General features: G+C 71.6%; 15 protein-coding genes, 1 tRNA gene and 1 other RNA gene. 13 read left to right on the top strand and 4 right to left on the bottom strand.

Translation table 11 applies throughout. From position 1 onward, the window contains the following. Window positions 1–4: 4 nt before the first annotated feature. The 4 genes from VZF99_RS01550 to ffs form a co-directional block, all read right to left on the bottom strand. Window positions 5–340 (bottom strand): YbaB/EbfC family nucleoid-associated protein, encoded by a 336-nt coding sequence (locus tag VZF99_RS01550; protein WP_067714618.1) that lies wholly within the window; start codon window positions 338–340, stop codon window positions 5–7. Between the two features lie 148 nt (window positions 341–488). After that, a complete protein-coding gene (locus VZF99_RS01545; RefSeq protein WP_407335527.1) occupies window positions 489–3,206 on the bottom strand; it encodes a DNA polymerase III subunit gamma and tau in 2,718 nt (905 codons plus the stop codon). A gap of 525 nt (window positions 3,207–3,731) precedes the next feature. Beyond that, window positions 3,732–5,006, bottom strand: coding sequence for an aminotransferase class I/II-fold pyridoxal phosphate-dependent enzyme (locus VZF99_RS01540; RefSeq protein ID WP_185951079.1), 1,275 nt, complete (start codon window positions 5,004–5,006; stop codon window positions 3,732–3,734). 59 nt (window positions 5,007–5,065) lie between these two features. Beyond that, an RNA gene (gene ffs / locus VZF99_RS01535) (signal recognition particle sRNA small type) lies at window positions 5,066–5,160 on the bottom strand. Between the two features lie 118 nt (window positions 5,161–5,278). Here ffs and VZF99_RS01530 point away from each other — a divergent pair. The 13 genes from VZF99_RS01530 (at window position 5,279) to nuoK (ending at window position 17,229) form a co-directional block, all read left to right on the top strand. After that, window positions 5,279–5,366, top strand: a tRNA-Ser gene (locus VZF99_RS01530). A 323-nt stretch (window positions 5,367–5,689) separates the two neighbouring features. Further along, a complete protein-coding gene (locus tag VZF99_RS01525) occupies window positions 5,690–6,016 on the top strand; it encodes a hypothetical protein (RefSeq protein WP_227022381.1) in 327 nt (108 codons plus the stop codon). Window positions 6,017–6,266: 250 nt separating this feature from the next. After that, the gene (locus VZF99_RS01520; protein WP_067714630.1) at window positions 6,267–6,626 is read left to right on the top strand and encodes an NADH-quinone oxidoreductase subunit A; all 360 of its coding nucleotides are present in this window, start codon (window positions 6,267–6,269) and stop codon (window positions 6,624–6,626) included. Between the two features lie 27 nt (window positions 6,627–6,653). Continuing rightward, the gene (locus VZF99_RS01515; protein WP_067714633.1) at window positions 6,654–7,208 is read left to right on the top strand and encodes an NADH-quinone oxidoreductase subunit B family protein; all 555 of its coding nucleotides are present in this window, start codon (window positions 6,654–6,656) and stop codon (window positions 7,206–7,208) included. After that, the gene (locus VZF99_RS01510) at window positions 7,205–7,957 is read left to right on the top strand and encodes an NADH-quinone oxidoreductase subunit C (protein WP_407335526.1); all 753 of its coding nucleotides are present in this window, start codon (window positions 7,205–7,207) and stop codon (window positions 7,955–7,957) included. Before VZF99_RS01515 ends, VZF99_RS01510 begins: the two co-directional genes overlap by 4 nt. Continuing rightward, window positions 7,954–9,297: an NADH dehydrogenase (quinone) subunit D gene (nuoD, locus tag VZF99_RS01505; protein WP_407335525.1), complete on the top strand. Its 1,344-nt coding sequence runs from the start codon at window positions 7,954–7,956 to the stop codon at window positions 9,295–9,297. The genes VZF99_RS01510 and nuoD overlap by 4 nt, the downstream gene beginning before the upstream one ends. Next, the gene (gene nuoE / locus VZF99_RS01500; protein ID WP_185951076.1) at window positions 9,294–10,124 is read left to right on the top strand and encodes an NADH-quinone oxidoreductase subunit NuoE; all 831 of its coding nucleotides are present in this window, start codon (window positions 9,294–9,296) and stop codon (window positions 10,122–10,124) included. Before nuoD ends, nuoE begins: the two co-directional genes overlap by 4 nt. A 1-nt stretch (window position 10,125) precedes the next feature. After that, on the top strand, window positions 10,126–11,544 hold the full coding sequence (nuoF, locus tag VZF99_RS01495; RefSeq protein ID WP_185951075.1) for an NADH-quinone oxidoreductase subunit NuoF: 1,419 nt from the start codon (window positions 10,126–10,128) through the stop codon (window positions 11,542–11,544). Then, the gene (locus VZF99_RS01490; RefSeq protein ID WP_407335524.1) at window positions 11,541–14,252 is read left to right on the top strand and encodes an NADH-quinone oxidoreductase subunit G; all 2,712 of its coding nucleotides are present in this window, start codon (window positions 11,541–11,543) and stop codon (window positions 14,250–14,252) included. Before nuoF ends, VZF99_RS01490 begins: the two co-directional genes overlap by 4 nt. Then, window positions 14,249–15,553, top strand: a complete 1,305-nt coding sequence (gene nuoH / locus VZF99_RS01485; protein WP_407335523.1) for an NADH-quinone oxidoreductase subunit NuoH — start codon at window positions 14,249–14,251, stop codon at window positions 15,551–15,553. The genes VZF99_RS01490 and nuoH overlap by 4 nt, the downstream gene beginning before the upstream one ends. Continuing rightward, on the top strand, window positions 15,546–16,175 hold the full coding sequence (gene nuoI, locus VZF99_RS01480; RefSeq protein WP_407335522.1) for an NADH-quinone oxidoreductase subunit NuoI: 630 nt from the start codon (window positions 15,546–15,548) through the stop codon (window positions 16,173–16,175). Before nuoH ends, nuoI begins: the two co-directional genes overlap by 8 nt. Further along, the gene (locus tag VZF99_RS01475) at window positions 16,172–16,933 is read left to right on the top strand and encodes an NADH-quinone oxidoreductase subunit J (RefSeq protein WP_407335521.1); all 762 of its coding nucleotides are present in this window, start codon (window positions 16,172–16,174) and stop codon (window positions 16,931–16,933) included. Before nuoI ends, VZF99_RS01475 begins: the two co-directional genes overlap by 4 nt. Then, entirely contained in the window at window positions 16,930–17,229 is a 300-nt protein-coding gene (nuoK, locus tag VZF99_RS01470; RefSeq protein WP_154829294.1) for an NADH-quinone oxidoreductase subunit NuoK, read from the top strand. Before VZF99_RS01475 ends, nuoK begins: the two co-directional genes overlap by 4 nt. Window positions 17,230–17,239 lie beyond the last annotated feature (10 nt).

The raw sequence follows: 17,239 nt of genomic DNA, 5'->3' as shown, positions 1-17,239 counted from the left end.
GGGCTCACATTCCCAGTCCGCCCATCATGTCGCCGAGGCCGCCACCGGAGGCCAGCGGGCCGAGGCGGGACTCGGCGAGCTCCTGCACCTTGGTGTGGGCGTCGCCGAACGCGCCGACGAGGAGGTCCTGGAGCGTCTCGATGTCCTCGGGGTCGACGACCTTCGGGTCGATCGTGACGCCGGTGACCTCACCGGTGCCGCGCATGGAGACGGTGACGAGTCCGCCGCCCGCCTGACCGTCGACGGTGCTCGCGGCGATCTCCTGCTGCGCCTCGGCGAGCTGGGCCTGCATCTGCTGTGCCTGCTGGAGCAGGGCGTTCATGTCGGGTCCGGGCTGCATGGCGGGGTCCTTTCGGCGGTGTGCGGGGCAGTGCTGAGTTCATGGCTGGTGTTCAGGCCTGACCCTGCCGGGGCGGCCCCGGTCGGTCGGTTCCCAGCGTAACCGTCCGGTAGGACACCATGCCCCGGCGCGCGGCGGTCCGGGTGGGTCAGCGCTCGAGCGGGCGGGCTCCGAGGTGCTCCTTGAGCAGGGCCAACGCGATGTCCTCACCGGTCCGGTGGTCGAGGTTCTGGGGGCCACTGCGGGCCTCGTCCACCATCTCCTCCTCGCTGACCGGCTGCGGGGGTGGGCTGTTGGGCTCGCCCGGCTCCGGCTCCGGCTCCTCGGGCGGCGGCGGGATGTCGTCGTACCCGCCGCCCGAGCGACCGCCGCCCTGGCCCTGCCCCGCGTCCGCACCGCGCAGGCGACGCTCCCAGCCCCGCGGCTCGCCCTGCTGGGGCGCGCCGGGGGCGTCAGTAGGGCCCGCGGCGGATCCCCGTCCGGGTGCTGGAGAAGACGCATCGGCGGAAGCCGCGGCGTCCCCGGCTGCCGCGGACGCGGAGCCCGACGTGCAGCGAATGGTCCAGTCGCCGCCCACGACCTCGGTGATCGAGTCGGTGATGGCGGTGGCGTTGTGCGGCTGCGAGAGGCGCTTGGCCAGCGGCGCGTAGTCGTGCACCAGGTGGATCACCCGGCCGTCCACCCCGGCGACCGTCGCGCCGGCGAGCATGACCTCCACGGTGCGGGTGCGGGTGCGGACGGCGTCGCGGATGGCGGGCCAGGCCCGGCGGATGTCCTCGGCCTCGATCCCGGGGGCGGCAGCCGCGGGCGCGGACGCCGCCACGGGCTGTGTCTCCGGGTCCTGCCCGGACGACGCCTGCTCCGGATCCGATGTTGGCGGCACCGGTGCGGACGGCTCGGTCGCGGACTGCTCGGTCGCGGTTGCGGGCTGTTCGCGCCACGGGTCGTCGGTCTGCGCCGGCGCGGGTGCGGGTGGGTCCGACGCGGCGGTAGGAGTCGAGTCGGCGCCGGCCGAGGCTGCCTGCGCAGGATCCGGAGCGACCGCTCGGGCGTTTGGCGCCTCGGTACCCACGTCGGGACCTGCGGCGGGTGCTGTTGGTGCAGCATTCGCGGCGTCGGGACGAGCGGCGGGCTCAGATGCCGGCCCGGGCAGGACGTCACCCACGGGCTGCTGCTCGGAGGTCGGCGGTTGGGCCGACTGCGGGGGCTGTGCCGACTGCCGCGACTGAGTGTGCTGCGAGGACTCCGACTCGGCAGTCCGGTTCGCCGCGATCTGCTCCGCGACGGACCCGGCGGGCACGGCCGGGGCGGCGGGGTCGTCTGCCACGGCGGGCTCGTTCGGCGCTGTGTTCCCAGTCGGCGCGGCGGGTCGGCTCGGCGCGGGTTCGGCGGCGGCGTGCGGCGGCTCTGGCGCGGACGCCTGAGGCGGAGTCGGAGTCGGCGTCGGAGTTGAAGGCGCAGCTGCAGCCGGAGCCGCAGCCGGGGGCGCACCCTGGCCCGCCGGCGCGGGGGTCTGCGGCGCCGGCTGCTCTGCGGCGGGCGCGGCCTGCTGCTGCGACCGGCGCACGAACTTGGGCCGCCCCTCAGCCTGGCCGGCAGCCTGCGGCCCCGGCCCGCCGGCGGTGCCGGGGCGGGGCTCGTCGTCGTCTCCCCGAGGCGACCCTCCCGGTGCGGATCCACCGCCACCGACGGCACCCGCCGCGGCGGCCGGCCGCACGGCGCCCGACTCGAGCGACTCGACACGCTGCAGCAGCGCGATCATGGAGTCGTCCGCGGAGGGCAGGAGCAGCTTGGCGCAGAGGATCTCCAGCAACAGCCGCGGCGAGGTGGCCCCGCGCATCGACCCCATCCCCTCGTGCACCATGTCGGCACAGCGGGCGAGAGTGGCGGGCCCGATGTTCTCGGCCTGACGCCGCATGGTCTCGGCCTGCTCCACCGGCGCGTCGACGAGCCCACGCTCGATCGCCTGCGGCACGGACTGCACCATGATGAGGTCGCGCAGCCGCTGCAGCAGATCGGCGGCGAACCGACGCGGATCGTGCCCGGCCTCGACCACCTTGTCGACGGTCCGGAACAGCGTGGCACCGTCGCCGGCGGCCAGCGAATCCACCGTGTCGTCGATGAGCGCGACCTCGGTCGCCCCGAGCAGGCTCACCGCGCGCGGATAGGTGATGCCCTCGTCACCGGCGCCGGCCATGAGCTGGTCCAGCACACTGAGCGTGTCGCGCGGCGATCCCCCGCCGGACCGGATGACCAGCGGGAACACGGTCGGCTCGACCTGCACACCCTCCTGCTCGCAGATCCGCTCGAGCAGCCCGCGCATCGACGTGGGCGTGAGCAGCCGGAAGGGGTAGTGGTGCGTGCGCGAGCGGATGGTGGGCAACACCTTCTCCGGCTCGGTGGTGGCGAAGATGAAGATGAGGTGCTCCGGCGGCTCCTCCACGATCTTCAGCAGCGCGTTGAAGCCCGCGTTGGTAACCATGTGGGCCTCGTCGATGATGAGCACCCGGTACCGCGAGGACGCCGGCGCGAAGAACGCCCGCTCGCGCAGATCACGCGTGTCATCGACACCGCCGTGGCTGGCCGCGTCGAGCTCGGTGACGTCGAGGGTCCCGTGGCCGCCGGGCGCGAGCGCCACGCACGAGTCGCATTCGCCGCACGGGTCGGCGGTGGGCCCCTGCACGCAGTTGAGCGAGCGCGCGAGGATGCGGGCGGACGAGGTCTTGCCGCAGCCGCGCGGGCCGGAGAAGAGGTAGGCGTGGTTGATACGACCGGAGGACAACGCCACCGAGAGCGGTTCGGTGACGTGCTCCTGGCCCACGACCTCGGCGAAGGAGGCGGGGCGGTACTTCCGATAGAGAGCCACGCCTAGAGGGTACCCAGGGGGTACGACGACGAGGACTTCCGCTTCCGACGACGATCACGCGTGATCCGGGATGGACCGAAATGACCGGAGGGGCCGCGTCATACGCAGCCCCTCCCGACGTCCCTCGCGCGCGGATCGGGCCCCCTCAGACCCCCGCAGCACGGTTCCCGAACCGATATCGGACACCGGCCCCTCACAGCCCCTCAGCTGTCTCCGGTGTCCGCATCCCTCTAGCTCGGACAACTCCGATACAACCAGACGGGCCCGGCTCGGACAAGACCGCACTTCTGTTGACACCCGCTCAACAGGACGGGTGAATTACATTCATGCAGGTGACAGGCTTACCTAAGCTACGGACATCTACATTCACACTATGGGAATGTGTCCGAGATCACCGAGCGGCAGACCTGCTGGTCACCTGTCGATTCCCCGCTCGCTGAAGAAGAGATCGGAGTGCAGTCCGTTAAGGTCTCGACTTAACGCGGATGGCGCAGTTGTTACACGCCGCGCGGGCCGAGCGATCGCTCAGTCGGCGAGGGCCGCGCGACAGGCCGCGAGAAGAGCGCAGAGACCCACGACATCCATGGCGGTCTCGACCTCGGCCAGCGGCGGGAGCGTGGGCGCCAGACGGATGTGACGGTCGTCGGGATCCTTGCCGTAGGGGTACGCGGACCCGGCCGGCGTGAGGGCCACCCCGGCCTCCTTGGCCAGGCGGACGGTCTCGGTGGCGGTGCCGTCGACCACCTCGAGGTCGATGAAGTACCCGCCCTCGGGACGGGTCCAGCCGGCCACGTCGTACTCGCCGAGCCGGTGGGCCAGGGCCGCGGCGGCAGCCTCGAACTTCGGCGCGATGACCTCGCGGTGGCGGAGCATGTGGGCGCGTACCCCGTCGGCGTCGCCGAAGAATCGGGCGTGCGCGAGCTGGTTGACCTTGTTCGGCCCGATGGAGCGCACGGAGGTGTGGCCGAGGTACCAGTCGAGATTGGCTCGCGAGGCGGAGAAGAACGACACACCCGCGCCGGCGAAGGTGATCTTGGAGGTCGAGCACACCTGCCAGAAGCGGTTGGGGTGACCCGCCTCGGCGGCCAGCGTGTCGACGTCCGGGACCTTGGGGAAATCCTCGGTGAGCGTGTGGACCACGTAGGCGTTGTCCCAGACGATCCGGAAGTCCGGGGCGGCGGTCGCCATGCGCGCGAGGCGGGACACGGTGTGGTCGTCGTACACCGCGCCGGTCGGGTTGGCGAAGATCGGGACGCACCACATGCCCTTGATGGACGGGTCGTTCGACACGAGACGCTCGACCTCGTCCATGTCCGGACCGGTCGGCCCCAGCGGCACCGGGATCATCTCGATGCCCAGCGCCTCGGTGATGTTGAAGTGGCGGTCGTAACCGGGCACGGGGCACAGCCAGCGCAGGACCGGCTCGTCCTTCCACGCACGCTGGGAGTCGGGCGTGCCGAAGAGCATGGAGAACGTCAGCAGGTCGTACATGATCGACAGGCTCGCGTTGTCCTGGGCGATCACGCGGTCGGTCTCCACCCCGAGCAGCTCGGCGATGATCGACCGCAGTTCCGGCAGTCCCGCCCCGCCGCCGTAATTGCGGACGTCGGTCTTACCCGCCGCGTGGTCGCCCTCCCCCGGCAGCGACAGCAGCCGCTCGGACAGGTCCAGCTGTTCGGGCGAGGGCTTTCCGCGGGTCAGGTCCAGGGCCAGGCCCTTGTCGGCCAGCGCGTCGTACTCGGCGGCCAGTTGCGACTCGAGTCGGGCGAGTTCGTCGGCGGGGAGATCGGACAGTGCCACTGTGGCCTCCGGCGGGATCGACAACTTCGGTGTTGGTGCCCTAAGACATGTCCCAAGACATAAGGGGACCCCGCGCACCCGCCAGAGCCCGCTGACCCTTGCTGCCTTCCGGCCCTGGGGGAGTTCACAGGATGGACGCCGCGCGGGGTCCACGGACGAGTCTAACCGCCCCGCCTCCCGCGCCGCACCCCACCCGCCTCCCGGGCCGCGATCCGAGGCCGCTCGGCCCCGCGGTTTGCCTCTGCTTGCGCGTCCTGGGTATTGTCCTCCCCGGAGGATTCGCCTAGTGGCCTATGGCGCTCGCCTGGAACGCGGGTTGGGGTTTATAGCCCCTCAGGGGTTCAAATCCCCTATCCTCCGCCGCAGACGCGGCCCGGAGCTCTCGAGCCCGGGCCGCGTCGCTCATTTCAGCCCCGGTTGGCCCTGCCGCCCCGCCCCTCTCCGGCTTGCGCGCCCCCTTTGCACGCCGAACGCCCACGTGCGCGCCCTCTAGGGTCCAATCCGGCAGCGCAAGCCGACTCCGCAGCGCAAGCCGACTCGGCAGCGCAACCCGCCACCCGCGGCCACGCGCGCTCGGTAGGCTCGCGATCGTGACCGAGACCACGGGCGGCCGGACCGTTGACGACGACGTCGCCCTGCGGGTGCTCGTCTACAGCCACGACGCCGCCACCCGCAGCCGCGTGATGTCCGCCCTCGGCACCCGCCCGCACCCGGACCTGCCCCGGCTGACGTACCTCGAGGTCGCCACGGCCCCGGTCGCCCTCGAACACCTCGACGCGGGCGGGGTCGACCTGGCGATCCTCGACGGCGAGGCGACGCCCACCGGCGGACTCGGCCTGGCCAAGCAGCTGCGGGACGAGCTCGACCGCTGCCCGCCGGTGCTCGTCCTCATCGGCCGGGCGGACGACCGCTGGCTCGCCGACTGGTCCCGCGCGGACGCGTCGGTCCCCCACCCGATCGACCCGCTGCGCCTGCGCGACGCGGTGAACGGGCTCCTCGCCCCCGCCTGACACCGGCCCCCCGGCCGCGCGCACTCTTCCCCCCGCCCGCGGAGCACGACCGAGACGCCATCTGTCCGAACCCCCGACGCACGTCAACACAGTGTGAGTAGAGTCACAGTTGCGGGCCGCACAGTGAACGGCCCGCCGGGGAGACGGACGACCGGACCCCATCAGCGCCGGTCACTCGAACCCCCTGCGGTTGCAGTAGAGGCCCGCCCACAGGCGGCTTCTCATCACAAGCGCGAGGAGTGACGCCGACGTGAACGAATACGTGCCCATCCTGGTACTCGGGGCCCTGGCCGTCGCCTTCGCCGTCTTCTCCTCGGGCGTGTCCTCCTTCGCGGGGCCCAGCCGGTTCAACCGCGCCAAGCTCGAGGCCTACGAGTGCGGCATCCAGCCCACGCCGCAGCCGGCGGGCGGCGGCCGCTTCCCGGTGAAGTACTACCTCACCGCGATGCTGTTCATCATCTTCGGCATCGAGATCCTCTTCCTCTACCCGTGGGCCGTCCACTTCGACCAACTCGGCGTGTTCGGGCTGGCCGCGATGGCCCTGTTCGTGTTCAACGTCTCCGTCGCCTACGCCTACGAGTGGCGCCGCGGCGGACTGAGCTGGGACTGACCCGGAACGTCGGAGAGGAGCGCCGAGATGGGACTCGAGGAGAAGGTGCCGGCCGGCTTCCTGCTGACCACGGTCGAGCAGCTGGCGGGCTACATGCGCAAGGGCTCGCTGTGGCCGGCGACGTTCGGTCTGGCGTGCTGCGCGATCGAGATGATGTCCACGAGCGGCGGTCGCTACGACCTGGCCCGCTTCGGCACGGAGGTCTTCCGCGCGTCCCCCCGGCAGGCCGATCTCATGATCGTCGCGGGGCGGGTCTCGCAGAAGATGGCCCCGGTCCTGCGCCAGGTGTACGACCAGATGGCCGAGCCCAAGTGGGTCCTGTCGATGGGCGTGTGCGCGTCATCGGGCGGGATGTTCAACAACTACGCGATCGTGCAGGGCGTCGACCACATCGTGCCCGTCGACATCTACCTGCCCGGATGTCCGCCGCGGCCGGAGATGCTCATGCACGCGATCATCACGCTGCACGACAAGATCCAGAACATGCCGCTGGGCGCGAACCGGGCCGAGGCGATCCGTGCCGCGGAGCAGGCCGCGCTCGACCAGCGTCCGCTCATCCCCGTCGAGGGGATGTTCCGATGACCGACCGTCGCCCGGACTCCGGCGCCGCGGACCGCGACCGGGCCCCCGACGCACCGAACCCACCCGACCGCACGGACAGCCCTGACGCGGACACCGTCGGCGTGCGCCACGGCATGTTCGGCGTCCGTGGCTCCGGGGACACCACCGGGTTCGGGGGCCTTGTGCGCCCGACCGAGATGCCCGGCAGTACCCCACCGCCCTACGAGGACGACGACGACGAGGTCATCCGCGCGCTCACCGCGGCCCTGCACCAGCGGGGCGGGCCGAGTTTTCAGGAGGCCGTCGAGAAGGTCGTGGTCCACTGCGGACAACTCACCCTGCACGTGGAGCGGGAGCACCTACCGGCGGTGGCCCTGACCCTCAGGGACGCCCCGGACCTGCGGTTCGAGATGTCGTTGGGCGCGAGCGGGGTGCACTACCCCGACGCCACGGACCGGGAGCTGCACGTGGTGTACCCGCTGCAGTCGATCACCCACAACCGCCGCGTGATGCTCGAGACGTCGGCCCCGGACGCAGACCCGCACATCCCCACGCTCACCCGCGTGTATCCCACGGCGGACTGGCACGAGCGGGAGACGTACGACTTCTTCGGCGTCGTCTTCGACGGCCACCCGTCGCTGACGCGGATCGAGATGCCGGACGACTGGGAGGGCCATCCGCAGCGCAAGGACTACCCGCTGGGCGGGATCCCGGTCCAGTACAAGGGCGCGACCATCCCGCCGCCGGATCAGCGGAGGGCGTACTCATGACCGCCGATCGCACCCGCGCGAGGCGCTCGGCCCGTGCCGACCGCGCCGCGGACTCCGACACGATCCTCACCGCCTCCGGGCAGGACTGGGACGCGATCAGTGAGGCGGCGCGCAACGCCGACGACGACCGCATCGTGGTGAACATGGGCCCGCAGCACCCGTCCACGCACGGGGTGCTGCGGCTGATCCTGGAGATCGAGGGCGAGACCGTCACCCGGGCGAGCTGCGGCATCGGCTACCTGCACACGGGCATCGAGAAGAACCTGGAATACCGCTACTGGACCCAGGGCGTGACGTTCGTGACCCGGATGGACTACCTGTCGCCGTTCTTCAACGAGGTCGCCTTCTGCCTGGGCGTGGAGAAGCTGCTCGGGATCACCGAGCAGGTCCCGCCGCGGGCGTCGGTCATCCGGGTCATGCTCATGGAGCTCAACCGGATCTCCTCCCACATGGTCGCCCTGGCCACCGGCGCCCTGGAGCTGGGCGCGAGCACGCCGATGCTGTTCGGGTTCCGCGAGCGCGAGCTGGTCCTGGACGTCTTCGAGGTCATCACGGGTCTGCGGATGAACCACGCCTACGTCCGGCCCGGCGGGGTGGTCCAGGACCTGCCCGACGAGGCGGTCCCCCAGGTGCGCGAACTGCTCGAGGTGATGCCCGGGCGGATCCGCGAGATGGAACTGCTGCTGCGGGAGAACCCCATCTGGAAGATGCGGCTGCAGGACGTCGGCTACCTCGACCTCACCGGATGCATGGCCCTCGGCGTGACCGGCCCTGTCCTACGGGCGACGGGCCTGCCGCACGACGTGCGCCGGTCCGACCCGTACTGCGGGTACGAGGACTACGAGTTCGACGTCATCACCGGGTCGGCGAGTGACTGCTACGACCGGTTCGTCATCCGGGTAGACGAGATGAAGGAGTCGCTGAAGATCGTCGAGCAGTGCCTGGACCGGCTCGAACCGGGACCCGTGATGGTCGACGACCCCAAGATCGCCTGGCCCGCCCAGCTCAAGGTGGGCCCCGACGGGCTCGGCAACTCCGCCGAGCACATCCGCAAGATCATGGACAGCTCCATGGAGGCACTGATCCACCACTTCAAGCTGGTCACCGAGGGCTTTCCGGTCCCGCCGGGCCAGGTGTACGTGCCGGTGGAGTCCCCCCGCGGCGAACTGGGGGTGCACATGGTCTCCGACGGCGGGACCCGCCCGTACCGGGTGCACTACCGCGACCCCTCGTTCACCAACCTGCAGGCCGTGGCCGCGATGTGCGAGGGCGGGATGGTCGCCGACGTCATCGCCTCGGTCGCCAGCATCGACCCCGTGATGGGAGGGGTGGACCGATGAGCAGCACGGAGTCGACGAGTCGCGAACCGGTTTTCCTGCAGTTCGGGCAGCAGCCCGACGAGCCGGGGGCGATCGTCCGGCCCGACGCCCGCCGGCGCTACCCCGACGACGTCCTGGCGAGACTGCGGGCCGACGCCGAGGTGATCATCGCCCGCTATCCGCAGGCCCGGTCGGCGTTGCTGCCACTCCTCCACCTCGTCCAGGCCGAGGACGGGCACCTCACGCCCGCCGGCATCGAGTTCTGTGCCCTCGCCGTCGGACTCACCTCCGCCGAGGTCATGGCCGTCGCCACGTTCTACTCGATGTACCGGCGCACGCCCACGGGCGACTTCCTGGTCGGGGTGTGCACCAACACCCTGTGCGCGGTGATGGGCGGCGACGAGATTTACGCCGACCTGCGTGACCACCTGGGGCTCGACGGGCCCGGCACCACCGACGACGGCCGGGTGACGCTCGAGCGCATCGAGTGCAACGCGGCCTGCGACTACGCCCCGGTGATGATGGTCAACTGGGAGTTCTTCGACGACCAGACCCCCGCCTCCGCCCGGCAGGTCGTCGACGACCTGAGGGCCGGCCGGACGGTGACCCCGACCCGCGGCGCGCCGTTGTGCACGTTCCGCGAGACCTCCCGCCTCCTCGCCGGTTTCCCCGACACCCGCCCCGGCGCGAACGACGGCGCCCCCGGCGACGCGACCCTGGTCGGGCTGCGGATCGCCCGCGAACACGACATGCGCGCCCCCGGGGGGCCGGACGAGTCCACTGAGCTGCCCTCCACCGAGCCGGCCATCACCGAATCGACGTCCACCGCGCCGGACGAGGAGGCCTGACATGCCGCTCGCTCCATACCTCAGCCGCTACTGGGACGCCCCCGAGAGCTGGACCCTCGAGACCTACCTGGACCACGACGGCTACACGGGTCTGCGCAATGCCCTGGCCACCGGACCGGACGAGGTCATCTCCACCGTCCTCGACGCCGGCCTGCGGGGCCGCGGCGGCGCCGGGTTCCCCACCGGCCGGAAGTGGGGCTTCATCCCGCAGGAGACCGGCGACGCGGGTACTGATGGTTCCGGTACCGAGTCCTCGGCCGCCGCCAAGCCCCACTACCTGGTGGTCAACGCGGACGAGTCCGAACCCGGCACGTGTAAGGACATGCCGCTCATGATGGCCACTCCGCACGCGCTCATCGAGGGCATCATCATCGCCGCGTACGCCATCCGCGCCTCGCACGCGTTCATCTACCTGCGCGGTGAGGTGGTGCCCGTCCTGCGCCGCCTGCAGGTGGCGGTCGCCGAGGCCTACGAGGCCGGGTACCTCGGCCGCGACATCCTCGGAAGCGGAGTCGACCTCGAGTTGATCGTCCACGCCGGCGCCGGCGCCTACATCTGCGGCGAGGAGACCGCCCTGCTCGACTCGCTCGAGGGGCGCCGCGGCCAGCCCAGACTGCGGCCGCCGTTCCCCGCCGTCGCCGGTCTCTACGCCTGTCCGACGGTGGTGAACAACGTCGAGTCCATCGCCAGCGTCCCGTCGATCCTCCAGCACGGGCCGGAGTGGTTCCGATCGATGGGCTCGGAGAAGTCCCCCGGCTTCACCTTGTACTCGCTGTCCGGGCACGTCACCCGGCCCGGCCAATACGAGGCCCCGCTGGGCATCACCCTGCGCGAGCTACTCGACCTGGCCGGCGGGATCCGCCAGGGCCACACCCTCAAGTTCTGGACCCCCGGTGGTTCCTCGACCCCGCTGCTCACCGACGCCCAGCTCGACATGCCGCTCGACTACGAGGGCTGCGCCGCCGAGGGCACCATGCTCGGCACCAAGGCGCTGCAGATCTTCGACGACACCACCTGCGTCGTACGGGCGGTGCTGCGGTGGACGGAGTTCTACGCCCACGAGTCGTGCGGCAAGTGCACCCCCTGCCGCGAGGGCACGTTCTGGCTGGAGCAGATCATGCACCGACTCGAGGACGGCACCGCCACCGCCGACGATCTGGACCGACTGCTCGACATCTCCGACAACGTCGCCGGCAAGTCGTTCTGCGCTCTCGGCGACGCCGCCGCGACCCCCATCATCTCGTCGATCGCGCTCTTCCGCGACGAGTACCTCGCGCACATCCCGGGTGGCTGCCCGTTCGACCACAGCCGTTCCACCCTCTTCGACCGGACCGACCGTGCGGGTGCCGGCTCCCGGCGTCCGCCCGTGCGGCCGGCCACACGACCGGATCCCACACGACCCGAGGAGGTGGCCCGATGACCTCGGCCCAGTCAGGCGTGCCCCGCGACGCCCGCGGTCCCGCCCAGGAACCGGACCACGACCGCGCCAAGTCAGAGCGCGCCGACGACCTCGTCACGCTCACCGTCGACGGCCGCGAGGTCTCGGTGCCGCCGGGCACGCTCATTATTCGCGCCGCCGAGCGGTTGGGCGTGCAGATCCCCCGCTTCTGCGACCACCCGCTGCTCGAGCCGGCGGGGGCGTGCCGCCAGTGCATCGTCGAGGTCGAGGGCGCGCCCAAGCCCGTCACCTCGTGCACCACCCCGGTCACCCAGGACATGCAGGTGCGCACGCAGTTCACCTCCGAGATGGCCGACAAGGCCCAGCGCGGGGTGATGGAACTGCTGCTCATCAACCACCCGCTCGACTGCCCGGTCTGCGACAAGGGCGGCGAGTGCCCGCTGCAGAACCAGGCCCTGTCCAGCGGCCACGGGCGGTCGCGCTTCACCGAGGTCAAGCGCACGTTCCCCAAGCCGATCGCCATCTCGTCGCAGGTGCTGCTCGACCGCGAACGCTGCGTCATGTGCGCCCGGTGCACCCGATTCTCCGAGCAGATCGCCGGGGACCCGTTCATCGACCTCTTCGAGCGCGGCGCCCGGCAGCAGGTCGGGGTGTACGGCGACGAGCCGTTCGAGTCCTACTTCTCCGGCAACACCGTGCAGATCTGCCCGGTGGGCGCCCTGACCGGCGCGCAGTACCGCTTCCGCGCCCGCCCCTTCGACCTGGTCTCCAGCCCGGCGGTCTGCGAGCACTGCGCGAGCGGCTGCGGCCAGCGCACCGACCACCGTCGCGGGAAGGTCCTGCGCCGCCTCGCCGGCGACGACCCCGAGGTAAACGAGGAGTGGAACTGCGACAAGGGCCGGTGGGCGTTCACCTACGCCACCCAGCGCGACCGCATCACCACCCCGATGGTCCGCGGCGAGGGCGGCGGGCTGGTCCCGGTCCCGTGGTCCACCGCCCTGGCGACCGCTGCCCAGGGGTTGGCCGCCGCCCGCGGACGGGCCGGGGTCCTCACCGGGGGGCGGCTCACCGCCGAGGACGCCTATGCCTACGCCAAGTTCGCCCGCACGGTGCTCGGCACGAACGACGTCGACTTCCGCGCCCGCCCCCATTCGGCCGAGGAGGCGGACTTCCTGGCCGACCGGGTTGCCAGGCGCGGCCCGGGCGGCGGTACGGGTCAGGACAGCGGGCCGGGCCAGGACGGCGGGGCCGTGACCTACGCCGACCTCGAGACCGCACCCGCCGTGCTTATCGTGGGCTTCGACCCGGAGGAGGAGTCGCCGATCGTGTTCCTCCGCCTGCGGCGGGCCGCGCGCGACCACGGGCTGAAGGTCTTCTCGATCGCGCCCTTCGCCACCCCGGCCATCCGCAAGACCCGCGGCGCTCTGCTGCCGACCGTCCCCGGGGCGGAGCCCGAGGTGCTCAGCGCCCTCGCCGTCGTCCCCTCCGAGCCCAGCGGAACCGGGCCCTCCGCGACCACCGACCCCACCCGCGGCGCCCTGCCCACTCTCCTGCGCGAGCCCGGCGCGGTCATCCTCGTGGGCGAGCGGCTCGGCGCGATCCCGGGCGGCCTGGCCGCCGCCTCTACGCTCGCGGATGCCACCGGCGCACGGCTGGCGTGGATTCCCCGGCGCGCGGGTGAGCGCGGGGCGCTCGAGACCGGGTGCCTGCCGGGACTGCTGCCCGGCGGCGCTCCCGTCTCAGATGACGACGCCCGGAGGACCCTCGCCGAGCTGTGGCGCTGCGACGATCTGCCCGCGACGCCCGGCCGGAGCACCGCCGAGCAGCTGGCCGCGGCCGGCTCCGGCGAGCTCGGGGCCCTGCTCATCGGCGGCGTCGAGGCCGCCGACCTGCCCGACCCGCGCGCCGCGCTGGCCGCGATCGACGCCGCCGGCTTCGTCGTGAGTCTCGAACTGCGCCGCAGTGAGATCACCGACCGCGCCGACGTCGTCCTGCCGGTCGCAGCAGTCGCCGAGAAGGCGGGCATGTTCGTGAACTGGGAGGGCCGGACCCGCCCCTTCGCTGCCGCCCTGACCGGCACCGACGCTCTGCCGGACCACAGGGTCCTCAATGCCCTGGCGGAGGAGACCGGTGCATGGTTCGGCTTGGCGGACGTGGAATCGGTGCGCCGCGAGATGCAGGCCGTCAGCCACGCGCTCCGCCCCGCATCCGCCTATGCGGATCCGCAGCCGCGCCCCGGCAGGGCGTCTCGCACCGACCGGAGCGCTGGCGAGACGCCATCCCCAGGAGCGGCTGCGGGGTCGGCGGCGTCGGCGGGAGCGGCTGCGGGGTCGGGGGCATCTGCGCGGGCGGCTGCGGGTCCGGAGCCCGGCGCCGGGCAGGCGGTCCTGGCCACGTGGCGGATGCTGCTCGACGACGGTCGCATGCAGGACGGGGAACCGCACCTCGCCGGCACCGCCCGCCGCCCCGTGGCCCGCCTGTCGCCGACGACCGCCCGCGAACTCGGAGCCGCCGACGGCGACCCGGTGACCGTCTCCACCGACCGCGGGGCGATCACCCTGCCGCTGGCCGTCACCGAGATGCCCGACCGCGTGGTCTGGGTGCCGCAGAACTCGCCGGGCTCGGCGGTGGGCCCCACGCTCGGCGCGGCCGCCGGCGACCTCGTCGGCATCGCGGCAGCTCACGCCGCTGCCGACCCGTCTGCGGACGCGGGGGAGGTGACGGCGTGAACGACCTGTCCGCCTTCGGCACGGACCCGTGGTGGCTGGTGTTGGCCAAGGTCCTCGCGGTCTTCGTGTTCCTGGTGGTGACCGTGCTCGCGGCCATCTACCTGGAGCGCAAGATCCTGGCGTGGATGCAGATGCGCATCGGCCCCAACCGGGTCGGCCCCGGCGGGATCCTGCAGAGCCTGGCCGACGGCGTGAAGATCGCCCTCAAGGAGGGATTCATCCCGGCCGGGGTCGACAAGCCGATCTTCCTGCTGGCACCGGTCATCGCGGTGATCCCGGCGTTCATGGCGTTCGCGGTGATCCCCTTTGGGCCCGTGGTCTCCGTCTTCGGCCACTCCACGCCGCTGCAGCTCACGGACCTGCACGTGGGAGTGCTCTACGTCCTCGCCGTCACCTCGATCGGCGTGTACGGGATCGTGCTGGCGGGCTGGTCCTCCGGCTCGACCTACCCACTGCTCGGCGGCCTGCGCTCCACCGCTCAGGTGATCAGCTACGAGATCGCGATGGCGCTGTCGTTCGTCGGGGTGTTCCTCTTCGCCGGCACCATGTCGACGTCGGGGATCGTCGCCGCCCAGTCGCAGGTGTGGTTCGTGTTCCTGCTGCTGCCCTCGTTCGTCATCTACGTCATCTCGATGGTCGGCGAGACCAACCGCGCCCCCTTCGACCTGCCCGAGGCCGAGGGCGAACTCGTGGGCGGGTTCCACACCGAGTACTCCTCGCTGCGCTTCGCGATGTTCATGCTGGCCGAGTACGTCAACATGACCACAGTCTCCGCGCTGGCGGCCACCCTGTTCCTCGGCGGCTGGCAGGCCCCCCTGCCGTTCTCGCTGATCGACGGCGCGGACTCCGGGTGGTGGGCGCTGCTGTGGTTCGTGGCCAAGGTGTGGGCGTTCATGTTCCTGTTCATGTGGCTGCGAGCCACCCTCCCGCGACTGCGCTACGACCAGTTCATGGCCTTCGGCTGGAAGGTGCTCATCCCCGTCTCGCTGGCCTGGGTCATGTCGGTGGCGACCATCCGGGTGATCGTGGGCCCCGGGTCCGCTCTCCTCACGCCCGCCATGGTGATCGCGGGCCTGGTGGCGGTGGCGGTCATCGTCGTCGTCCATCGGTCCCGATCCCGGCGCGGCGGCCGGGCCACGCCCACCCGCGGCGACTCCCCACCCGCGTCCGTCACGCGGGGCGCGCGCTTCGACCCCACGGCCGGAGGGTTCCCCGTCCCGCCGCTCCCCCACCAGCGCGTCGCGCTCGACCGCGCCACACCTGCGGACACGCCCCCGAGTCAGGAGTCCCGCCATGCCTAGGCAGTCACGGTCCCGGCTTCCCGGGTTCCTCGAACCGCTCGCCGGGTTCGGGGTGACGTTCTCCACGATGTTCCGCAAGGCGCACACCGAGCAGTACCCGGAGGAGAAGGTCCCCACCGCGCCCCGCTACCACGGGCGACACCAACTCAACCGCTACGCCGACGGGCTGGAGAAGTGCATCGGCTGCGAGCTGTGCGCATGGGCGTGCCCGGCGGACGCGATCTACGTCGAGGGCGCCGACAACACCGCCGAGGAACGCTTCTCCCCCGGCGAACGCTACGGGCGGATCTACCAGATCAACTACCTGCGCTGCATCGGCTGCGGCCTGTGCGTGGAGGCGTGCCCCACCCGGGCGCTGACCATGACGAACGACTACGAGATGGTCGACGACAACCGCGCGGACCTCATCTACGAGAAGCACGACCTGCTCGGACCGATGCTCGCCGGGATGGTCCCCGCCCCGCACGACATGTACCCGGGCGCCGACCACTTCGACTACTACCGCGGAGAGATCACCGGCTCCGCACCCGAACAGGGTGAGCCGTACGAGCCAGTTGAAGCCGAGGCGCGCGGTGCGACCGCAGCCGGCTCGCGCGCGCGCCGCGGAAGGGGGGCCTCGTGACCACCGGGGAGTCCGTCCTGTTCTGGGTGCTGGCCACCATCGCCGTGGCGGGCGCACTCGGCGTGGTCTCGGCGACCAAGGCGGTCTACTCGGCGCTGTGTCTGGCGGCGACCATGGTCTCGCTCGCGGTGCTGTACATCGCGCAGGGGGCGGTGTTCCTGGGCGTGGGCCAGATCGTCGTCTACACCGGCGCCGTGATGATGCTGTTCCTGTTCGTGGTGATGCTCATCGGGGTGGAGTCCTCTGACTCGCTGGTCGAGCGGATCCGGGGGCACCGGGTGGCGGCGATCATCGCGGGCCTGGGGTTCGGCATCCTGCTGGCCACCGGGCTGGCGCGGGCGCAGCTGCCGCCGTTCGCCGGGTTCGCCCCCGGATACTCCGACGTCCCCGCGCTGGCGGAGCTGCTGTTCTCCCGGCACGTGTGGGCGTTCGAGCTCACCGGGGTGCTGCTCATCATCGCCACCCTCGGCGCGATGGTCCTGGCGCACCGCGAGCGGTTCACCGGGCGCCTCACCCAGCGGGAGATGTCGCAGCAGCGTTTCCTCGACTGGCAGGCCGACGACTCCGCCCGCGTGACCCCGCTGCCCAGCTCCGGCGTGTACGCGCGCCGCAACTCCGCCGACATGCCCGCCCGACTGCCCGACGGGTCCGACGCCCCCGACTCGGTGAGCGAGGTGCTGCGGCGCCATGCGACCGATCGCGCGGACGGTCCCGACGAACTCGGCAGCTGCGGACCCGGCGAAGGGGGCCGACGGTGACCCCCGAGTACTACCTCTACCTCTCGGCCGTGCTGTTCACCATCGGCGCGGCCGGGTTCCTGCTGCGGCGCAACGCCATCGTCCTGTTCATGTGCATCGAGCTCATGCTCAACGCCACCAACCTCGCCCTGGTGGCGTTCGCTCGGATGCACGGCGACGTCACCGGCCAACTCTTCGCGTTCTTCATCATGGTCGTGGCCGCCGCCGAGGTCGTGATCGGCCTCGCGATCATCATGGCCATCTACCGGTCCCGCCGATCGGCGTCCGTCGACGACGCCAGCCTGCTCAGGTACTAGGGGGACGACG

The sequence above is a fragment of the Dietzia kunjamensis genome, assembly GCF_045689975.1.
In the GTDB taxonomy this organism is placed as follows: Bacteria; Actinomycetota; Actinomycetes; order Mycobacteriales; family Mycobacteriaceae; genus Dietzia; species Dietzia kunjamensis.
This window is presented reverse-complemented; position numbering and strand designations above follow the sequence as displayed.

Excerpts from the sequence above, each read along its gene's own strand:
- nuoI (WP_407335522.1), top strand. The coding sequence starts at position 15,546 with ATGCCTAGGCAGTCACGGTCCCGGCTTCCCGGGTTCCTCGAACCGCTC.
- nuoD (WP_407335525.1), top strand. The coding sequence starts at position 7,954 with ATGACCGCCGATCGCACCCGCGCGAGGCGCTCGGCCCGTGCCGACCGC.
- nuoE (WP_185951076.1), top strand. The coding sequence starts at position 9,294 with ATGAGCAGCACGGAGTCGACGAGTCGCGAACCGGTTTTCCTGCAGTTC.
- VZF99_RS01525 (WP_227022381.1), top strand. The coding sequence starts at position 5,690 with ATGTCCGCCCTCGGCACCCGCCCGCACCCGGACCTGCCCCGGCTGACG.
- VZF99_RS01515 (WP_067714633.1), top strand. The coding sequence starts at position 6,654 with ATGGGACTCGAGGAGAAGGTGCCGGCCGGCTTCCTGCTGACCACGGTC.
- VZF99_RS01510 (WP_407335526.1), top strand. The coding sequence starts at position 7,205 with ATGACCGACCGTCGCCCGGACTCCGGCGCCGCGGACCGCGACCGGGCC.
- VZF99_RS01490 (WP_407335524.1), top strand. The coding sequence starts at position 11,541 with ATGACCTCGGCCCAGTCAGGCGTGCCCCGCGACGCCCGCGGTCCCGCC.
- nuoF (WP_185951075.1), top strand. The coding sequence starts at position 10,126 with ATGCCGCTCGCTCCATACCTCAGCCGCTACTGGGACGCCCCCGAGAGC.
- VZF99_RS01550 (WP_067714618.1), bottom strand. The coding sequence starts at position 340 with ATGCAGCCCGGACCCGACATGAACGCCCTGCTCCAGCAGGCACAGCAG.